This is a genomic window from Mediterraneibacter sp. NSJ-151, assembly GCF_022487435.1.
GTDB lineage: Bacteria > Bacillota > Clostridia > Lachnospirales > Lachnospiraceae > Schaedlerella > Schaedlerella hominis.
In genome coordinates, this window is record NZ_JAKVPP010000007.1 from 48,493 (window position 1) to 68,826 (window position 20,334).

Here is a 20,334-nt window from a genome sequence, read left to right on the forward strand (position 1 = left end):
GACAACATAAAGAAATTGCACTTTATTTTTTGTTTTTATTTTCCGCTTCTTTTCGTTCTTTCATCGAAAATACACAGCCACAATAATCCTGTCTGTACAATCCATATTGCTCAGACAATTCAACCGAACGTTTATATCCATTTTTCTTTTTAAAATCCGACAGCAGATACTCTATTCCATATTCTTCAGCTAAAAGCATCCCTATCTCGTTTAATTTCTGGGCATTTTTTAAAGGGCTGATACTCAATGTCGTCGTAAAAAAATCATATTCCCCATTCTTTGCAATTTTAGCAGCTTCCCTCAATCTTAATTCATAACATTTGAAACATCTTTCGCCACCTTCTTTTACATTCTCCAGCCCACGTGCCATATTATAGAATTTTTCTGAATCATAATTTCCCGCAATAAATGTAACCGGATGTTTAAAACGCATTTCTGATATCAGTTTTTGCTGTTCCAGCACTCTCTTCGTATATTCACTTTCTGGATATATATTCGGATTATAATAAAATACTGTAACCTCAAAATATTGCGACAAATATTCTAAAACATAACTGCTGCATGGTGCACAGCAGCTGTGAAGAAGAAGCCGTGGCACTTTTTCTTCTTTTTTTAATTCCAGAATTAATTTATCTAATTCTTTCTGATAATTTACTTTCTGCCCTGCTTTATTGCTCACTTTCCAATTCCATACACTCACGTTTTTTATTCCTCATCTTTTCGTTTTCTATTATTCTTTTCTATCTTATATACTATCTCAATTATACACAGTTCGCAATTGTATCATCCAGCTTTTATACTTTTTTCATATACTCTTCATATTATTTTTCTTTATCTCTTGAGTCGATTCTGATACCAATTTTCCACCGCATTGATCAATGCGTATAATAACATAGAAAAAACACATAAAATACAAATGCTCATTAACAGCCAATCCATTTTAAATACCTGGCTCGAATAAATAATCAAATATCCAATTCCACTTCTCGCTGCAAGAAATTCTCCAATGATCACACCGACCAGACACAGTCCGATATTCACCTTCATATTACTGATAATTGCAGGAATTGATGACGGAAGTACAACCTTTGTCAAAGCCTGCCTTTTACTTCCATGCAGTGTATAGATAAGCCATAATTTTCCCTGGTCTACAGACTCAAACGTTGTATATAAACTCAAAACACTTCCAAATATCGCAACCGACATTCCTGCTATAATAATCGTTGTCGTGTTTGCGCCCAGCCACACAATCAACAGTGGCGCTAAAGCTGACTTTGGAAGACTGTTTAAAACTACAAAGTAAGGATCTAATATTTCTGATATTTTTTTGCTGTACCATAGTAATACTGCTATGCAGATACTGATTAATGTTACCAGCAAAAAACTGACTAACGTTTCATAAAATGTCGTCCACAAATGCACAAAAATAAAACCACTTAATATCATATTCCAAAAACAACAGATTACTTTAGAAGGGCTGCTGAATATAAATGAATCTATCAGACCAGTTGTTGCCGAAATTTCCCACAAAAATAAAAATATCAGCAAAATTGCAATTCTTGACACTCGTACAATCCATCTATGTTTATTCTGCTGTTTTAAATAAGTTTTCTGTCCATCAGATAATTCATTCATAACCATTTAATTCCTTCCATATTAAATTGAAATAATTCTTAAATTCTGATGCATTTCTTCGATGCATCGGTGTATCATTTTCCAATTCAAAGGAAATATCAACGATTTTAGAAATTGTAGCCGGACGTGGCGTTAAGATCAAAACCCGATCTGCCAGACTGACTGCTTCTGACAAATCATGTGTAACAAGAATCGCTGTTTTATGTTCATGTTTAAGAATCTGACCGATATCGTTTCCCACTGTAAGACGAGTCTGGTAATCGAGTGCTGAAAATGGTTCATCCAGCAAAAGTAATTCTGGTTCCAGAACCAATGTTCTTATAAGTGCCACCCTTTGACGCATACCACCAGACAATTGAGAAGGTCTGGAATTTTTAAATTGCTGCAGACCATATTGTTCTAATAATTCCAGTGCTTTCTTCCTTGTCTTTGCAGACAACATATGCTGAACTTCCAACCCTAATAAGACATTATGATAAACTGTACGCCATTCAAACAAATGATCGTGCTGTAACATATAGCCGATATTTGTTGTACTTTGTTTGAGATTTTTTCCATTCATTTTGATAAGCCCTTTTTCAGGCTTTAGGATTCCACAAATAATAGATAGAAGTGTTGATTTTCCACAACCGGAAGGACCGACAATCGCAATAAATTCTCCTTCTGAAACACTGAAAGAAACATCCTCTAAAGCTTTTGTCTCCCCTTCCGTTGTGTGATATGAATATGTGATGTGTTGCATTTCTAAAATCGGTTCCATTCAGCCACTCCATTTTTTCTATATTAATAGTGTATGACAGAACCTAAAATCAGTGAAAGAAACTCCTTTGTTTAAAAAATTGTTTCACTGAGATGTTTATATACCCGTTCACAACGGATGATATCATCAATATCCACCCATTCATCCGGCTGATGTGCACATTCAAGATTTCCCGGACCATAGGACATACAATTATGATTGCCTAATTTTCCTGCTATCACAGCTGTATCTGTATATCCCGGAAATGGTGCAACCTCAGGCTCTTGTTTTGTAACAACCAGACAAGATTTTTTTAATGCTTCAAGCATCGGCGAATTATCATCTTTTTCTATGTAAGGACGATCTCCCGTAATGGTATATGTGACTGATATTCCATGTACGATTTCTTTTGCTCTCTCAATTGCTTTTTCTAAAAGCTCTGTAGTTTTCTGCGTATTTGTCGGCGGAACCAGTCTCAGATCAATCCACAATTTGCATGCATCCGGCACAACATATGGTCGATATCCGCCTTGAATCTGTCCAAATGTCACTGTCGATTTTCCAAGATCTGGATGTGTCGGAACCTGTTCCATCTCTTTATGGAATGTATGTATAATCTCCGCCATAGCTGCAATGGCATCTGCTCCCTTCCATGGTGTACTTGCATGTGCTGTATGTCCCTGCACATCCACCTCGTACCAAGTACGCCCCTTATGTGCCACCTGAATCATTCCATTTGTCGGCTCTGCATCAACAACCCAGTCATCTTTGCTTACCCATCCTGATTTGATACATTGTTCCGATCCTCTCATAAAATCTTCTTCATCTACTGTACAGATTAATTTTAATGTACGTTTAGGTTTTTTATGTTTCTGCTGTGCTATTGTAGCCGCATGTATAAATGCCGTCGTACAACATGCAAGACCGGATTTCATATCACATGCACCTCTGCCATAAATTTTATTATCCTGTTCTAGTGCACGAAATGGTGGCAATGTCCACCCATCTCCTACAACCACAGTATCCATATGGCAAATAAATATAAGAGCCGGTAATGTTTGATCTGTTCCTAAAAGCTCTGCACATAAATTAAATCTGCCCGGCAACACTTCCTCTTCTTTTAATTCTACTCCCGGTAATTTCAATAGTTCTTTCAGATAATCCTTGATTTTTCTCTCATATGTTCCCGGATCTGTACTTTCAATCTGAACAAGTTCTTTTGTTAATTGAACTGCCTGAATCTGTTTCATTTTACTTCCTCCCATTGAACGCCCTATTTTTATGTTTATAAGATAACTATAGAATCTTAAATAATAAAAGGCAAGAGGTTTTATCAAAATGCTGCTCGCTCATCTATCACCATGCAATTTACTACCAACCTTTCCGGTGTCACCTCGTATCCGATACAAGTTGCCAATGTCACGATTTGACCTTCTGGTCCATTCCACTGTTTTTGGAAAATATCATTCGTACTTTCACAAACAAATACATTTTCTATTTGAAGTTTTTTTGTTTTGGAAGGAGTATACAAATATAATTCACGATTGGCTTCTGCAAAAACACTATTCTGAAATTCGTTTAATCTTCCAAACATCTGCCCGGATGCGGTATTATGTCCAAACAGACAGATGTGTTTATCTGTCAACATATCGTCTGTATATGCCCATGTAAAAATAGAACCAAGCGGACTATATTCTCCTTCGAAATTTCTCGTCAAATATATTGTATCATTTTCCCCTTTTAAAACCGGCGCATCCACTTCAATCTGAGGAATATACAGCCATCCCACAATATCTTTGTTGATTTTTTTCAATGCTGCAAAATCTACACTTCTCCTCATAGGACTTTCCGGTAATTCTGTATCAATTACATTTTGAACAATCTCTTCTTTTTTTATCATCTCTTCTATATACGGCTGATATTCCTTCACCGCAATGCTAAAAAACAAAAGACCGCCGACAAATAAAATACCGATTATACTCATTGTAATTTTATTCCTCATTTTTCCTTTCTTTTCTCCATTCAACAGCTACGATAGTTCCCGCCAAGATAAAACACATTCCTACTATAGCCCATTTCCATGCGCTTGTTTCCAATCCTGTCTGCGGTGCCATATCCTTTCCGACCTTTCCCATCGGTACATGCTTTGGCGACACCTTTATTTCATAAGATATTTTTCCTTCTGTTTCATCCCAACTTGGCAATGCTACGAGCATCGGAGTAATCAAATCATATTCATTGCTTTTTTCTGCCTGTATAAAATAAATTCCTTCTTCTAATTGCTCAAACACAACTTTTCCTGTTGCATCTGTTTGGATTCTTTGTTCCGGCTCTACTCCAAATTCTTCCAGACGTTTGGATACACGATCCAACTCTAAAGATGTTTTTATGTTATTTAAATCAATTCCTGCCAAATCATAAATTGGAAGTATTTTATACTCTCCATTTTCAATCTCTCCGATTTTTGTACATCCAAAAACAATCCCTTCTCTTTTCATATTTTTCCAATCTTCCGGCAATGTCATCTGTATCATCCCTGTCTGCTCCTGCTCAAATGCCGCCAATACCGGAAATGACTGAAATACTGCAAACAGCATCACAATTCCTGCCCATAATATTTTTCTTTTGTGTTTCATCTGTTCTTCTCCCTCCTCTTTCTTCTCCTCTGTCTTCGATATGTCTGTATTCTATTTTTAATTTCTATTACTACTATACTGACCACAAATAGGATGGGAAATACTGTAACTATGATTTCCCGTACAGAAGGAAGCTGTGGTTTAATTTTTATATATTCTTTTTCTTTGTAATCCACCCTGTGTCCTGTAACAATCAATCTATGACTGTTTATTCCAAAAGGCGTACACGTAACAAGCGATACCAGATCTTTTTCACCTTTTATCTCCATCCATGCAGTATCTTCTGGTTTTACAACCATAATGTCTTCTACCTTATAAGCCATCATTTCTTTGTATGTATGTATAAAAAATAAATCTCCGATCTTCATTTCATCAAGACGAACCAGTAATTTCGAACTTGGAAGTCCTCTGTGCCCCGTCAATACGCTATGCGTATTTTCTCCTCCTATCGGAAGACTTGTACCTTCCAGATGTCCGATTCCATTAGATAAAACTTCATCTGCAGTTCCGTGATATATTGGAAGTTCTACTTGGATTTTAGGAATTTCAAGACTTCCCATAATATCTGTCCCATGAATATTTAGTAACTCTTCATATTTCTTCTCTTCCGTTTCCTCTACAATTCCCCCCTTTGCCTGAAACAACATTTCATTATATTCATTTGCCTGTCTCCACTTCTCTTCTATTTCTTTTTCATCCTCTTTTTCCATTGTCTGTCGATATGTTGCGACAGCATCTGCCTGACGCTGCCGCTCAACTATATTACTGATAACCGGAAATATACAGATTAAAAAACCAGCCCAAAACAGTAAGTTTCGAAACTTTTTTCCTTTCTTTTCTGATTGTCTGTTTGTCTTCAACATATCTTATCGTTTTCGTTTGCTGCTCAATACTGCAACTGTCATTAAAATACTTCCACTTAAGACCATAATCAGAACAACTGGTGTTCCTGTAACCGGAAGCTTACTTCCAACCTGGTTTATTACTGTCAGATTAATTGTTCCTTCTTCGGCATTTGTTTTCAATTCCTTCTCTTCACTATGCATAATACCACTGTAAAATGAATCTACTTTAGCCGTCACATTTAGATTTTTTAATACTGTATCATTTGCTCCGCTTCCCTTCACATAATGATCTCTATCATCTGTAAATATTGCCTTTATCTCAAGTTTAACCGGATTCTTTAACAATCGATAGCCTGCAGGTGCCTTTGTTTCTTTTAGGTAATACGTTCCAGAATCCAGACCGTAAATTTCAAATTGTCCATTTTCCGGTGAAACCATCTCGACAGCACGTTCAAATTTATTTCCACCGACATGATCCGTTCCTCCGACTGCATCTCGATTTACAACTGCGTACCCATCTTTTTCCTTTCTTACATACACTTCATTTTGACAAGCTTCATCACTATATAAACGGAATTTTGCACCTGCCAATGTTTTCTGATAATTATTCACTTTTTGCACCTGCAATTTATATGTAAAACATACAACGGTATCCCATGGTGTAAATCCTCTGCTGCTTCCTCCATCGTTCGAATCCGGATTATTTGAAAATTCTAAACGGACATCATTTTCAATTCCCGGTCTTCCTATTTTCTGTACTGCCCTGTCATTTAATATCGCCTTATAACTCAGAGTAACTTTTTGATCATAAATATTTTCCTGTCCAGAATTAAATCTTGGAAATTCTCTATCTACAATACTTTTTATATCTGGTATTGAAATTTGAAATGTGTCGCCATTACTCGGCATCGTGTTGAGCAGATATTCAGATTCTTTTAATGTATATTCTTTTTTCTGGGTATCGGAAATATTTCCTGAGATTGTGATTTTTACAGTGTCTTTAAGAAATGATAATGCATCATCCATTCTGTCATGCCATGCATAATAGTATGTACGATAACCATTCATATTAGAAATATTAGATTCATATCGATATGGTATAAATTGACCGATTTCAAAATCCCCAATGTCATTCCATCGGTTTGGATCTTTTATATTTTCGTTTGCCTCATCTTCCTGTATTTGTTTAGCAATTACCGGATAATCTGATTTAATTGATATGCTTGCTGTCGGATTTGCTGTATTAACCATGCATAATGAACTTGCTGAAGATGTATTACTCACTTCTGTCACCTCATCAATAATATAATACCCATATGCCATTCCTCTGATTTGAATAACATTATCCGGTCTCACCCCTCTTACTTCTACGCAATCTGAATTTACCGAAAGCTTCTCTAATTCATCTCTTAACTCTTCAACAAAATATCGAAATTCACTGTAGGTTCCTTCTTCTTTTTGTTCTGCCTTCGCTCCCTCTACTTGATTTGCATTTAATGACTGTATATAATCGATCGCCATATACTCTGTCACCTGTTCCGGGGTTGTTTTCTTTCCCTTTTTTGTCAATGCTTTTGCTGTCACATTCTTCAGTGCTGCCTCGCAATTAGGATTCCATGTATAGTTAACCGATTCTCCATCTCTGGCGTTCTCTGCTAAAAACAACTGATATATACGGAATTTTTTTCCAACCAGATTCTGCCCTTCATTTCCTTTTATCGTAATCACTGCTTCTCTGTTTCCTAGAACTGCAACCCCACCCTGAGTGTAAATTGGACTTTTATCCTCAGCCTTTACAATTGGTACCAGTTCTTGTAATGCAGTCCCAGGTATCACGGGTGCCATCCCGCTTAATAACATCACTCCTGCCATTCCTAGTACAATATTTCTACTCATCTTCATAATTTTTTTATCTCACTTTCTTGTTTATCTTATTTTTTATAAGGAGTCTTCCACCATATCGCTCCTAACACACATGCGATACCTGCAGTCAAAATCAAAAGATTCCAATCACTTCCTGTTTTAGGCAATTTATTTCCTTTATAATTTACAACTTCAATTGTTACAATTCGCTCCGCTTTTGTTCCTGATATAATGCTTTTACTATCCTCCAACTGATATATTTTCTGATCAATCTGACAGGTAAATATATTTTCCATCGGATTACTTGCTACTGATATTTCGTATATTTTATCACTTCCATCTAAATTCACCGGAATTCTGTATCCTTGTGGAGCCTTTGTCTCCTTTATAAAATATGTTTCTCCTACTGCAAGTCCTTCAAACTTTGCTTCTCCATTTTCATTGGTTTTACTACATGTAATTTTCTTTTTACATTCTTTATCCTGATACAAAGTGAATTCAGCATCTTTTAACTTTTTACCATCTTCATTTTTCTTATCTATCAAAAGCTTATATGGAGCACAAGCGTCTTCTACCCGTAATGCAGCTCCCCTTACTGTCTTCTCAAACTGTATTTTTCCACTTTGTACTGTCGAAGTATTTTCCTTCAATTCAATTTGATTATTTCCTGAAATTTGAAATCTGATTTTTCCCGGATTCCTTGTATAACCATCTGGTACAAAAGATTCTTCTACCATATGTTCACCACGAATCAATCCTTTTAGTGCAGCCTTTCCTTGTCCATCCGTCATTACTTCTTCTCTGCTTCCATCAGGCATTGTATGAATAAATTTTGCCCCGGCTATTGGTGTCATTGTTTCCTTTTGAACCTTAACGATATCCAATATTAGAACCTGTTCCGGAATCTGAGCATTCTGATAACTGTCTACGATTTCTTCTCCTTTATTCTCACTTGTTATTTTCCGTACAATTACTTCTGGATTTATCTGATATCCTTCCGGAGCAGCAATTTCCTGTATTACAACCGTTCCTAATGGAAATGCAATTTCACCATTGTCCATTGTGTAAAATTCATCTCCTGATTCTCGATATTCATTTCTTAATTTTCCAACACCTTCTGAATCCGTCCTTATCACCCACGAACGAACAGGTTTAATCCCCTGTTGTTGAGGGTCCGATTCATAATTTCCAGCATAAAACTTCACATCAAACAATGCTCCTTCGAAAGTCCCATGGCCTTGTGGTACATTTTGCCAAGTCTCTGCATCCACCTTTTTCAATAAAATTTCAACTGGATTCATCGTTGGTGCGTCCGATACTTTAACAACTGCTGTTTCTCCAGAACGAATTGTCACATTGTATACTGTATGATTCCAGGCATACCCTATAGGCACTTTAATTTCTTTCACCCAATATGTATTTGCATCCAGTTGTGCTACATTTGAATTTCCATCTTTATCTGTCGTTAGAGTTGCCACTTGATTTGTACACGCCTGATCAGTATAGACTCCATAAACCGCACCATTGAGACTATAGCAGGTATTTCCATTTGTAATCCCCGGCTTTGTTGATGTCTTCAACACCCTTATATTTCCTTTTGGTGCACGCTCTACCCACACAATATCTTGCTGTGCATTGTAGGCAACATACGTTTTATACTCCGACATATATCTTTGCAAAGTCCCATTTGTTGCCATCTGATTTTGGGTTACAGCCACCATGTTTTTAATTCCCTGTGCCATTGAAGCAGATAAGCCTGTCAAACTGCCACAATACGCATACCCAACTGCCGCATGGCAATATGCATAAGTATTTCTATCTCTTTCATTGAAAATGTTTTTCCCTAAATTTTCATATAATTCCGGAATTACATAACACAAGATCAATGCTTTAATTATGTCACTGTTTAACTCTGACACACTGAATGTTCCGCTTGGTGTCGTCGAATTTGGCTCTGCACAAAATCCAAGATATGTCCCTGTTTGTGTCTTCACGCTAAATTCACAAGTCCCCCACGAGCCATACGAATGTCCTGCTCCCGGAGTAATCACAGCCGGAGATCCCACCGCAGACAATAACATAATTCCTTCTTCTGCTTCCTCTGAATTTTTTTCCTCACAGTAACTTTCCTCTTGATCAATATATGCTTCTCCTATCACCTCACCTTTTCCATATTTTCCTAATTCTTCTTCCGGGATCATCGACTCTAATTCCGCCTTAATGTTTTTTAAATCTTCTGATTCATCAATCGCTACGGCCGGAAGAATTGATTGCAGCAACAAGATAATCGTTCCTGTTATCGCGAATAGATACTTTCCCTTCTTCATATATTTCCTCCTTCTTCAATTATTAAAACAGTAAGAAAGAGAATCCGACACTCATAGGCATTCCTCCTTTGTCTATTCGTTTTTAATCAAACATTGAAATAAGCTGGCGATCTGCCATAGATATTAGAATTTATTAGAATGTTTGAGTTGTGATTGCATCATAGCATAATAAAAAACATATCACAAGATGCTTTTTTATTTTTGTAAACAATTACTAAAAATCATTAATTGTTTTGGTGTATGTTTAAATAGAAAAAGGCGTAGATTCAACTTGAATCTACACCTCTATACAGCCGAAAATCGGACTTGAACCGACGACCCCTTCATTACGAGTGGTTCGTACAACCACCGTCAAAGCCCATAAATACGCTGTTTTTCGCACAAAATTTTCATTTTGACTAAATTTTGACTAAATTGAAAATGTATTTTACCAAGGAAGATGATACAGTATTGCCCCTGAACTTTCAAGTTTTAAGGGGCTTTTCTTTTTTGATTCAAAGTCGTGAAAATGCTCCCGATCCGAAGACCAGGAGCCTGAATGATTAAGCAATCCAGATTCGAATAGCCTGCATTTCTTTCTTCAATCCATACGTTCCGGCATTTCCGCCCGGAACCGCTGTCCCCCATCCGTCACCATCAAAGTGCGCCTGCATATAAATTTTCTTTTCACCCAACCCTTCGGCAATGATATTCACTGCTTCAAGTCGTTTTTTCTTCCCAACCGTTCCGATGATTGTGTTGTGGTCGATATACCCATAATCTACATTTCCGATATTCTGGATATGCGCAATTGCATGTAGTTTTACACCCGGTAATTTGCGAGTATCTATCTTGATCGCTTCCAGACGTTTTCCTTTTCCTGTTGTTCCGGATACCTGCCCGTCATGCACTGCGTCCAGCCAGCCGTAATCTTCCACATGAGAGCGGTACCACAATCCAAGGTTGTTTTTCGCAAAGCCAGGAGACTGGATAGACTTCTTCTGCGCTGATACAGATTCTTTGTTTACACATTCAAGGATTCCGTCCCACGGATAATTGTAATATGCTGCAGTATGGCTCTCCCAGTTAGTCTGATCCCCTTCAGCCCCATCAATCCCGCCAGTCTCCGAAATAGAAAACTCCATGAGCATGTCTGGATTTGCCGATAGGCACATAGCTGTGTGACATTCCTCGTTTAGGTAGACATCTCCCGCCTGCGCTACATATTCGGAAGACATCGGGTGCCAGACAAAGTTTCCTGTACCAACCATAAGTGCACGCATGTTTCCGGTATATGTTGCACCGCCACATTTAATTCCAGCAGCTTCAAACGCTGAAATGATTGCGGAACTACAGTCCCTGTCTCCCTGTTCTACTTTATACACTTTTCCTTCTATAGTAATGTCGCAGGTTCCTTCTCCGTCTCCCCATCGACTATACTGGCTGTATCCATGCCAGTCGTGATCAACAAGGTGTTTCATGAGCTGTACTGCTACTTCTTTCTTTAACATAGTTGCTCCTTCCTGTGCGACGTCGCACAACTAATCTACAAATACCCAGTCTTCCGCAAGCATATCTGCCTGTGATGCAAGCCACCCCATCTGAACACCAGATGTTCCTACAAATGCAATAGCCTTGTTTCCGATTGCATCATGTTCGCAGTTGACAATCTCACATCCTGCATTTACATAGCTGATATTGGATGCAAGCTCAATGTACTGTTTCTTGCCATTCCATCCCTTACGAGTAACTTTTAACCCACGCTTCAAGTATTTGATTGCGTCACCAAATCCAAATGTTGGTGTTCCGCCGAGAATTGTTGTATTGCTCTCATCGGCAAAAACCCATTCGTCAGACAAGATATTTTCAAGAGTGTATTCAACTCTCTGTGTCTCTCTGATATCAAGAGTGTCTTTTCCTGTTTCCGAATCTACGGCACGACACTTCATCACAACTGTCTGCTTTTCTTCGTCCCAGTACCAATATCCACCCCAGCTCGGGAGTTTTACTTTCTTTCCTTGTTTCATTAACTCAAATGCTTCTCTAAAATTCATGTTCTTCTCCTATCTCCGGCATTGCACCGGTGCAAAAAGAGGACGATGTTACTCGCCCTCTGAATCATTTCTTATTATATTTTGTTCTGTTCCACATCTCCGATATCTTTTCCCATCCGCCAGTGCTAACTAAGTATACAATAAATGCGGCGATAAAAGATGCGAATACATAATACCAGAGAATTACAATTTTAAAATACTGGCACGCGATAATGACCGCGACTGGACAAACAATGAGTGACACCACCATCGCCACCGCATTTGTCTGAATGTTTTTCAGATACGGCATCTCTTTGATTACCTGTGTGATCACACTGACAATAAATGCCAGTACCCCTACTGCCATTAAGGCGTATGTTACATACTGCAAAAATACTTCCATGTTCATAGTTATTCTCCCTTCATTTTCAAATGTAAATCATCGATTTCATGTTTCATTTTTGTGATCATTCCGTTTCCACCCAGTGCATGGTACGCTTCATACATTTCGCAAAAGTTTTCATAAGCATAGGACGGAATTTCTTTAAGCGCTATATACTTATCGTGGTATTCGATAAGCTGGACACGCAGGAGAAGCATTGTCCCCCTACTGTTCGCATCCCTTCTTCCGTTCTGTCGTTTCAATAACCATACAATGTACCCCATAAATATTGGTAATGCTACATTATATGTATTCATAAGCAATTCTTCCACTTGTTCACTCCTTTTCCTTTCCGGTTTTACGTAAAATAAAAAGACCTGTTACGGTCTCGCTCTGATCTCCATATGTTTCTCCATGCTTATCACCTCGCCCACAATCTCGCAATGGCTCCTGCTTGTGACGCTCTGATTTGTATTGTGTTCGCTGCGGTGTAGTTCAATCCCGCCCAGTATGAAGAATTGTAAAAAGCTTGATACATTCCGTTAGCGTCACTACCACCTTGAGTATTGACAAGCGCGATACGCGGTATTATAACGCTAGCTAACACGCGATTGTTTAGTCCTGTATCGCCGCTTTCAAATGGTCCGACAGTTAATAAGAATTCATGATACCCATCGGCGATGGTTACACTTCCGAAACCTTTATTCGATACTTCTTTCAATAGTTTCCATTCGTAAGGGGCATCCGCAAATAGGTCAAGCTTTCTTAGTTTATCCACTGGCAAATCAGCGCTTTTTGCACCATTCGTCACATGGATTCCGTTATATCCGTACTCATAGCTATAATTTCCCATACCTAGTCTTGCAGCATTGCCTTTGATTCCACTGAATCCAGATTCAAAGGAACCAATCGAATTCGAGACGTTTGTAAGCGCATAATTTCCGCTTATCAATCCCTCGTATATCTTCGTTGTTCCTTTTACGTTGTCTACTCCACCAGATGGTAACTGTAATGTGCTTTCAAAATTACCTGTCAATGTTCCGATGTTTGCTGTGATCGCACTTAATGTCGCAACATCCAGATTATCGACTGATATATAATGCAGCACCCACGAACTACCGTTCCACCGTTTAATCGGTTGACCGGATGCTGTCTGCCACAGCTGACCGACTGTCGGACTAGATGGTGCTATAGACGATACGATGATTCCAGAATCACCTTTCGCGCCAGTTGCTCCTGTTTCTCCACGTGGACCGGTTGCGCCCTGTGGTCCAGTAGCCCCCGTGTCACCCTTAACTCCCTGTGGTCCTTGTGGACCGGTCGACCCGGTATTTCCTTTGACACCTTGAATTCCTTGAGGTCCTTGCGGTCCTGTTTCTCCCTTAGGACCCTGAATTCCCTGTTCTCCCTGCGGTCCTGTTGCACCCTTATCTCCATATGCCCCAATGATTGTCGGAGCAGAATAATAATGCGTACCGCTTGTGTAAAGAACGTCCTCATAATTCCACAAATACTTTTTGGCTGCCGTCATAGCCTGTACTGCCGTTGTCCAACCGGACGTAGAATAAGTAACTTCGCTCGCTGCACTGGTAGCCAGATAATGATTTGTAATGGATTTTATACCGTTACCAGTTGCTCCGGTGTTTCCTTGCGGTCCTTGTGCGCCCGTATTACCTTGTGGACCTTGCGGACCTGTTGCACCAGTCTGTCCGGTATCGCCTTTATCACCTTTTGCTCCGGTATCACCTTTGATTTTCGTCCACGTATATTTTTTGTAATCCGTGGAGTCCGCAGAATTAAAATCTGTATACTGTCCGATGTAGAGTTTATTCACACCGTCCGAAACGGAAAAACCGCTTGAGCCATCTGCACTATTCGCATAGGCAATATGTAAATATGAAGTTTTACCATCAGTGCCGTTTGTTCCGGCGATACCTTGATCACCTTTCGCACCTTGCGCCCCTACGAATCTCGACCATGTATATTTTGCATAATCCGTTGAATCAGCTTGTACAAAATCCACATACGTTCCAATGTAGGTCGACGGTGTTTCCGTCATCGGGTTACCGTTTGCGTTCGCAGAGTATTTAATGTGGAAATAGCTTGTCTTTCCGGATGAACCGGTATCGCCTTTCGGTCCTTGAATACCTTGTAATCCTTGAATCCCTTGCAATCCTTGAATCCCTTGCGCGCCGGTTTCACCTTTTATCTTTGTCCACGCATACGCGGTCGGGTCAGTAGAATCATTCTGAACAAAATCAGTGTACTGTCCTATATACAGTTTGTTTGCCGAATCACTCACGCTAAATCCAGTCTTTCCGTCAGCGCTATTCGCGTAAGCAATGTGCAAGTAGGACGTCTGTCCATTCGAACCATTTTTTCCTGCGATGCCTTGATCTCCCTTAGCGCCTTGAACACCTTGGAATCTTGACCAAGTGTATTTCGATGGATCAGTGGAATCGGTCTGAGTGTAATCTACATAAGTACCGATATACGTACTCGGAGTCTCTGTCATTTGCGATGAACTCGTCGGATTTGCTACTGCTGAATACTTAATATGGAAGTAGCTCGTAGCTCCATTTTGACCAGAAGCTCCTGTTTCTCCCTTAGGGCCCTGAATTCCCTGTTCTCCTTGCGGTCCTTGCAGCCCCTGAATACCCTGAGCACCGGTTTCGCCTTTGATTTTCGTCCAAGCATAATCGCTTGGTGTTGTCGAATCGGCTGACGTAAAATCGGTATACTGTCCTATGTAAAGCTTACCAGCCGAATCACTTACTGAGAATCCGCTAGTACCATCAGCACTATTGGCGTATGCGATATGGAGATACGAGGTCTTACCGTTAGTACCATTCGTACCGGCAATGCCACGTTCACCTCTTTCTCCCTGCGCTCCTTCAAATCTTGACCAAGTATACTTCTTGTAATCTGAAGAATCCGCTTGCGTGTAATCTACATACGTTCCAATGTAGGTTGATGGAGTTTCAGTCATTGGGTTTCCATTTGCATTTTCAGAGTATTTTATATGGAAATAACTAGTCTTTCCGTCAGCACCCGCATCCCCTCTTTCCCCTGGGATTCCCTGCTCTCCCTGTGGTCCTTGCAGACCTTGAAGACCTCGCTCGCCAGTGTCACCTTTCTCGCCTTTTTCTCCTTGTATTCCTTGAGCTCCAGTGTCTCCCTTCTCCCCTTTTTCACCATCAACCCCATTTTTTGATACAGAGTATGCAGTCGTAGAACTTCCATCACTGTATAATGTAACGGTTCTCGTCCACAAATACATACCATTTCCGGGATCTATAGGTGTCGTCTGCCAGTCCCCTGTCGGCGGTTCTGTTCCAGATGCTCCGATCTGATACGAAATTGTCGAACCGCTCACGCTCACAATCTGCTTTTTTAACTCTTCCAACAAATCTGATGTAGACTGTGATGGGTTGCTCTCTAGCAACGTATAATTTGCCAAAACACCTGTATCTTCTCCGTTTACAGTATAGTGATTCGTTACAGATTGCACTCTTGCCGATAAATATATTGGTTCTCCGGATCGTGTGCTCGCAACCTGAACCGCATCTCCTATATCAGCCTGGAGCTTGTACAGTGACGCTTCATAAGCAACCTTTTTCTCATTTCTGGACTTCAATTCTTCAAGTCCTCTGTTAAACAGTTCCTGCGCACTGTCTGTGTCGTACTTGAAAGTCCCGTTTATATACCCGAGGAACTCGCCCTGCCCTTCGAAATTATATGCACGGAAACGAGACCACTTATTTCTTGCTTCTCTGTCATAGATCCGAACGTGTCCTTTCGGGCTGTAGTATCTTCCATCGTCATAGACGATATCTGCAATCGTAGTAGTTTTCCCATCTACTTCTTTTCCGTAACACCGGACACAGGTACACAAATCTTCGATAGATTCATTTCGTCTGAGAGCAGTAAGGTTGATCTCATCAATGAATCTCTGTTGCGTTTTGTCCTCGCCCAACGTCTTATAGATATTCACAACCTGTTTTACCACTTTAGATCCGTCAAGCACGATTTCAAAATCACATTCTGCTTCGAAGCTGTTCATGATCATACCGACTCTTGCAAGCTGAGTATCTGTGATGCTGTCATACTTCGTTGCACGTTTCCGATTAGGAATCTCATTTCTTCCAACAGTCCATCCGGTATCTCCGAGTACTCTTCCAAGTGTCGTTTCTATCGTTTCTGGATTTCCGGTTGTGTCCCACGAATCTGTGTCTTCGTTGATCAAGTCGATTCCGATGTCTTCACAGTGAACGTCCAACTCATCTTCACCATCTACAGTCATAATTGTATATAGTCTATGACGGCCGTACTTATCCACAAACGCAACGTAGTTTCCACTTTCGATATACTTTGAATCCTTGTGGAATGTATACGTGATAAAATCATACGTTCCGGTTGCCACACCGTTTACAATATTGATTTTCTGTCCGCCACTGCTGTCATCCACCGGAAGACTATCCGGAGCATCTGTAGACGGACTGCAAAGTACGCGCATATCCCGTCCGATTATTTTCCACTCCATTTATAACCACCTCTCTCTGTACGTTACTTCTACTTCTGGTATTTCTGCAAAGTCTGAAACTGCAATACCGAGTGTATGCTGTCCTGGCGGGAGAAGTAACGGTTTGCTCCCAATATCCACCCGATCCCAGTCCTTTATATCGTTGATATATAGCTCGTTCGATGAGGAATTTAGCTCAACCACATCACCATCAGATAAGAAGTTTGGGATATCCTCATAATACTGAACGTTGTGTTTCCGGACATTCAAAGCCCGGATGTTATTGTTCTGAATCGGGGTATGACTCTTATATGCAGCGCAATACCATGTAACTTTTTTAAGTGTTGCGTTCGGATTTGATAAGAAAAACGTCTTCTTGATCCCTCCATATGTAAATCCGACCGTAATTGTATTTCCGATTTTTTCAACTACTACTGCAGGACCCCCGCTCCCTCTTCCTGTAACATAAAACTTTTGCGTCTCTCTCGTATCCCAGACTCTTTTATTCTCGATGTACAGTGCCATGTCAGACCTTTCCATAACCGGATTGTTATCCTCAAATACAACTGAACAGATAATATCATCGTTTTCATCACTGAATGTCACGGAACTGTGCCCAATCTGCTTTCCTCTTGACGGACCACCACCATCCGTATTGAAGTCAAACCGGTATTCGCACCGCCAGTTGGTTGGATATTCTCCGTTTTCATCTGCAGGTATAATCTTAGTGAGTGCGGGACCGTGCCAGCTGTCTCCAGATCCATAATCCGTAGCTTTTACATATCCCTCGTTTGTAGCTGCGTTTTCTACTGTGTACCCAACAGCTCCTACCTGCAGCCGTTCCGGTGTAACAACCGGAGTTACACCGCCATTCAGAACCCACCCCCTGTTCTGCGTGAAGTGATCATCAAACAGTTTAACCGTTTTTTCTTTCGTCTCACCATCAACCTCTCCTGGATTGCCGATCTGGTAAAACCGGTCATCTAATACGAGACCAAGATACCCATTGTCAGAAAGCATTTTCGCTCTTACATCAATTGGAGTGGTTTCTGTTCCGCGGTTTGTGAGAGTGATTGTTGATTCGCCATTGTTTGTGGATGTCTTTTCGGTAAGAGAGTGTGCAACACCATCTGGAATAATCCATGAAATTGTTCCGGTGCCATATATTAAGTACTCATCAAAATCCATATTTCCGCTCGGTATGGCGTAAAAAAATCTGTCCGGGGCATCTCCAAATACAAGCATCTTTGGCTCATCAACTCTTAGTGCTCTTTTTAAATCATCAATATCTTCTCTGGATAATTCAAACATATCGAACGGCATGAGTAGCTGTTTTTTCCCATATCTTGTGTCAACAAATGTGCTTCCATTCTTAAATCCAACATCTTTTGTCGTTGGATTCCAATTTGGACTATCCATATCTGAAAAGCCGACCAATACATTTAAGTATTTGTTTAATTCAATTCCGTTAAAAATCACTGATAATCCCATGTTCTAATCCCGCCCATTCTATCGTTCATATTGTTGTTTTTATTAATCTCTTCGTCTACTTGTACCGCTATTTCTTTTGCAACAATTCTTCCATTGAGTTTTGAAACCACCTGTATTGGACGATTAGCTAATTTATCTATGTGTTTAATCAATTCCGTATTATCATTCACAATACTTTTTCCTGTATGCCATGTAGTTTCATTAGTTGTACCAACGCTTCCAGAAGACGTTACAGCACCGACAGATTTTCGCATACTGTTAACTGCGTATCCAATAGAGTCTTGCATGTCTTCCACTGGAATATTCTTCTCAAATCCAACACCAACACCAAGTGCCATGTATTTTCCGACCTCATCTCGCATTCTGCGTGATGGAGAGTGGATTCCGAGCCAACCTTTTACTGCATTTACTGCGTTTTTTGCAGCGCTAACTGCAGCACTTACTATCTCTCCTGCTGCAGATGCAATACCGGATGCAATACCACGGATAATATTCATTCCGATACTTCCCCAGTCGACTCCGGTGAACGCATTCTTAATCGCAGAGATTATCTGCGGTATCTTTCCGACAAGGTTTGGTATCGCTCTGATCAGGCCGGCAGCAAGCTGGCCAAGAATTTTTATTCCGGTGGATAATACCTGCGGTAGATTATTTGTTATACTTCCTACAAACCGTGCGATTGCTTGGGCAGCAGCAGATACAATGGATGGCAGATTATTAATAATGCCGTTCACAATCTGGAGAATCATTTGTGCTCCAGATTGCAATACCGTTGGGAGTCCAGCTAATAAACCGATAACGAAGTTTGTAATTACAGCACTTCCATGAGTAATAATCTGTGGTATGTTCTGCAGTATTCCAAGTGCAATCTGTGTTACAATTTCAAATCCCTTGGATAGCAACACCGGAAGACCTGTAGTAATTCCAAGCAAGAATTGATTAAGTAATTCCAGCCCCTTTGTTGCCAGAAGCGGAGCATTTTCCGCAAGACCTGTCATAAGTCCATTCACAACACTGGCACCAGCCTGAACCATTCCAGCAAGACCGTTTTCTTCAAATCCTTGTGCGAGTTGCTCAATCGTGCTTATAGCCGCCGGAAGTAATGTCTCTGTTAATCCATCAGATATCGGCCTTACAACATCCCCTAAAAGCTGCTGCGCATTGTCCTTCAACGTAGAGACGAGTCCGCTGAATGTCTGCGACTGCTTCTCCATCGACTGGAAGTACTTTCCGCCTTCAGACGTAGAACGTTGCATAGATGCCGTAATCTCATCGACCGACAATGTTCCTTTGCTGATTCTATCGTACAGGCTGTCCATCGACTCTCCAGTAGACTCGCTGATTTCCTGCAGCGGGTTGAATCCAGCTTCAATCATCTGCTTAATATCTTCCAACTGCACCTTGCCTGCAGAAGACATCTGGCCATAAGCCGTTGCGATACGGCTCATCTTATCGGCAGACCCCTGCGAGATATCGCCCAGCATCATCATGCTGTTCATTGCGTCATCTGCAGTAAAACCATAATTCATCAAAAGCTGTGTCGTGTCCGCCAGATCTGGAAGTTCGAATGGTGTCTGCGCACCAACCTTTTTCAAACGTTCGATTACATCTGCTGCTTTATCTGCGGATCCTGTCATCACCTCAAATGATGTCTGATACTGCTCGATGGATGCGTTGTACTTAACTCCTGCAGCAACACCGGCTCCCATAGCAGTTGCGACACTTGCAACAGCTCCGGCAAGAACTGTAAGACCGCCTTTCGCGAGACCGCCAAGTTTTGTTATTCCGGAATTAAATCCTTTTTCGTCTATTTCTGTATCAAATTTAAGTGAGCCATCGTAACCCATACTATCCCTACCTTTCGTGGATAGCGCAGGCTCAT

The 20,334-nt window shown here is 40.4% G+C and carries 16 protein-coding genes; all 16 read right to left on the bottom strand.

The features are described 5' to 3' along the window. Positions 1 to 22: 22 nt before the first annotated feature. Complete coding sequence (locus LQE94_RS08625; RefSeq protein WP_118737085.1) at positions 23 to 700, bottom strand: epoxyqueuosine reductase QueH; 678 nt, start codon at positions 698 to 700, stop codon at positions 23 to 25. A 131-nt stretch (positions 701 to 831) separates the two neighbouring features. Further along, positions 832 to 1,635, bottom strand: coding sequence for an ABC transporter permease (locus tag LQE94_RS08630; RefSeq protein WP_186865653.1), 804 nt, complete (start codon positions 1,633 to 1,635; stop codon positions 832 to 834). Beyond that, positions 1,628 to 2,395, bottom strand: a complete 768-nt coding sequence (locus LQE94_RS08635) for an ABC transporter ATP-binding protein (protein WP_240577459.1) — start codon at positions 2,393 to 2,395, stop codon at positions 1,628 to 1,630. The genes LQE94_RS08630 and LQE94_RS08635 overlap by 8 nt, the downstream gene beginning before the upstream one ends. Positions 2,396 to 2,466: 71 nt before the next feature. Next, a complete protein-coding gene (locus tag LQE94_RS08640; RefSeq protein ID WP_240577460.1) occupies positions 2,467 to 3,624 on the bottom strand; it encodes a M20 family metallopeptidase in 1,158 nt (385 codons plus the stop codon). 83 nt (positions 3,625 to 3,707) lie between these two features. After that, the gene (locus tag LQE94_RS08645; RefSeq protein ID WP_240577461.1) at positions 3,708 to 4,376 is read right to left on the bottom strand and encodes a class B sortase; all 669 of its coding nucleotides are present in this window, start codon (positions 4,374 to 4,376) and stop codon (positions 3,708 to 3,710) included. Further along, entirely contained in the window at positions 4,366 to 5,010 is a 645-nt protein-coding gene (locus tag LQE94_RS08650; protein WP_240577462.1) for a hypothetical protein, read from the bottom strand. The genes LQE94_RS08645 and LQE94_RS08650 overlap by 11 nt, the downstream gene beginning before the upstream one ends. Beyond that, positions 5,007 to 5,873 carry a class C sortase gene (locus LQE94_RS08655; RefSeq protein WP_240577463.1) on the bottom strand — a complete coding sequence of 289 codons (867 nt, stop codon included), beginning with the start codon at positions 5,871 to 5,873 and terminating at the stop codon, positions 5,007 to 5,009. The genes LQE94_RS08650 and LQE94_RS08655 overlap by 4 nt, the downstream gene beginning before the upstream one ends. A gap of 3 nt (positions 5,874 to 5,876) precedes the next feature. Then, positions 5,877 to 7,757 (bottom strand): isopeptide-forming domain-containing fimbrial protein, encoded by a 1,881-nt coding sequence (locus LQE94_RS08660; RefSeq protein ID WP_276312719.1) that lies wholly within the window; start codon positions 7,755 to 7,757, stop codon positions 5,877 to 5,879. Between the two features lie 29 nt (positions 7,758 to 7,786). Next, positions 7,787 to 10,045 (bottom strand): SpaA isopeptide-forming pilin-related protein, encoded by a 2,259-nt coding sequence (locus LQE94_RS08665; RefSeq protein ID WP_240577464.1) that lies wholly within the window; start codon positions 10,043 to 10,045, stop codon positions 7,787 to 7,789. Between the two features lie 542 nt (positions 10,046 to 10,587). Then, positions 10,588 to 11,535 (bottom strand): hypothetical protein, encoded by a 948-nt coding sequence (locus LQE94_RS08670; RefSeq protein ID WP_240577465.1) that lies wholly within the window; start codon positions 11,533 to 11,535, stop codon positions 10,588 to 10,590. A 30-nt stretch (positions 11,536 to 11,565) separates the two neighbouring features. Further along, positions 11,566 to 12,078, bottom strand: a complete 513-nt coding sequence (locus tag LQE94_RS08675; protein WP_118687649.1) for a DUF2829 domain-containing protein — start codon at positions 12,076 to 12,078, stop codon at positions 11,566 to 11,568. Between the two features lie 64 nt (positions 12,079 to 12,142). Next, positions 12,143 to 12,466 (bottom strand): ribonuclease, encoded by a 324-nt coding sequence (locus LQE94_RS08680; RefSeq protein ID WP_118687650.1) that lies wholly within the window; start codon positions 12,464 to 12,466, stop codon positions 12,143 to 12,145. 2 nt (positions 12,467 to 12,468) lie between these two features. Further along, entirely contained in the window at positions 12,469 to 12,756 is a 288-nt protein-coding gene (locus LQE94_RS08685) for a hypothetical protein (protein WP_240577466.1), read from the bottom strand. 104 nt (positions 12,757 to 12,860) lie between these two features. Then, on the bottom strand, positions 12,861 to 16,982 hold the full coding sequence (locus LQE94_RS16215; protein WP_276312720.1) for a phage tail spike protein: 4,122 nt from the start codon (positions 16,980 to 16,982) through the stop codon (positions 12,861 to 12,863). Further along, positions 16,983 to 18,452 (bottom strand): distal tail protein Dit, encoded by a 1,470-nt coding sequence (locus LQE94_RS08695; RefSeq protein WP_240577467.1) that lies wholly within the window; start codon positions 18,450 to 18,452, stop codon positions 16,983 to 16,985. Continuing rightward, complete coding sequence (locus LQE94_RS08700) at positions 18,437 to 20,299, bottom strand: tape measure protein (RefSeq protein ID WP_118687654.1); 1,863 nt, start codon at positions 20,297 to 20,299, stop codon at positions 18,437 to 18,439. Before LQE94_RS08700 ends, LQE94_RS08695 begins: the two co-directional genes overlap by 16 nt. Positions 20,300 to 20,334: the final 35 nt, after the last annotated feature.

Bases quoted from the DNA above. Each gene is read 5' to 3' on its own strand.
- LQE94_RS08685 (WP_240577466.1), bottom strand. From the start codon at position 12,756: ATGAATACATATAATGTAGCATTACCAATATTTATGGGGTACATTGTA.
- LQE94_RS08660 (WP_276312719.1), bottom strand. From the start codon at position 7,757: ATGAAGATGAGTAGAAATATTGTACTAGGAATGGCAGGAGTGATGTTA.
- LQE94_RS08665 (WP_240577464.1), bottom strand. From the start codon at position 10,045: ATGAAGAAGGGAAAGTATCTATTCGCGATAACAGGAACGATTATCTTG.
- LQE94_RS08695 (WP_240577467.1), bottom strand. From the start codon at position 18,452: ATGGGATTATCAGTGATTTTTAACGGAATTGAATTAAACAAATACTTA.
- LQE94_RS08675 (WP_118687649.1), bottom strand. From the start codon at position 12,078: ATGAATTTTAGAGAAGCATTTGAGTTAATGAAACAAGGAAAGAAAGTA.
- LQE94_RS08635 (WP_240577459.1), bottom strand. From the start codon at position 2,395: ATGGAACCGATTTTAGAAATGCAACACATCACATATTCATATCACACA.
- LQE94_RS08680 (WP_118687650.1), bottom strand. From the start codon at position 12,466: ATGAACATGGAAGTATTTTTGCAGTATGTAACATACGCCTTAATGGCA.
- LQE94_RS08670 (WP_240577465.1), bottom strand. From the start codon at position 11,535: ATGTTAAAGAAAGAAGTAGCAGTACAGCTCATGAAACACCTTGTTGAT.
- LQE94_RS08700 (WP_118687654.1), bottom strand. From the start codon at position 20,299: ATGGGTTACGATGGCTCACTTAAATTTGATACAGAAATAGACGAAAAA.
- LQE94_RS08650 (WP_240577462.1), bottom strand. From the start codon at position 5,010: ATGAAACACAAAAGAAAAATATTATGGGCAGGAATTGTGATGCTGTTT.
- LQE94_RS08640 (WP_240577460.1), bottom strand. From the start codon at position 3,624: ATGAAACAGATTCAGGCAGTTCAATTAACAAAAGAACTTGTTCAGATT.
- LQE94_RS08645 (WP_240577461.1), bottom strand. From the start codon at position 4,376: ATGAGGAATAAAATTACAATGAGTATAATCGGTATTTTATTTGTCGGC.
- LQE94_RS08630 (WP_186865653.1), bottom strand. From the start codon at position 1,635: ATGAATGAATTATCTGATGGACAGAAAACTTATTTAAAACAGCAGAAT.
- LQE94_RS16215 (WP_276312720.1), bottom strand. From the start codon at position 16,982: ATGGAGTGGAAAATAATCGGACGGGATATGCGCGTACTTTGCAGTCCG.
- LQE94_RS08655 (WP_240577463.1), bottom strand. From the start codon at position 5,873: ATGTTGAAGACAAACAGACAATCAGAAAAGAAAGGAAAAAAGTTTCGA.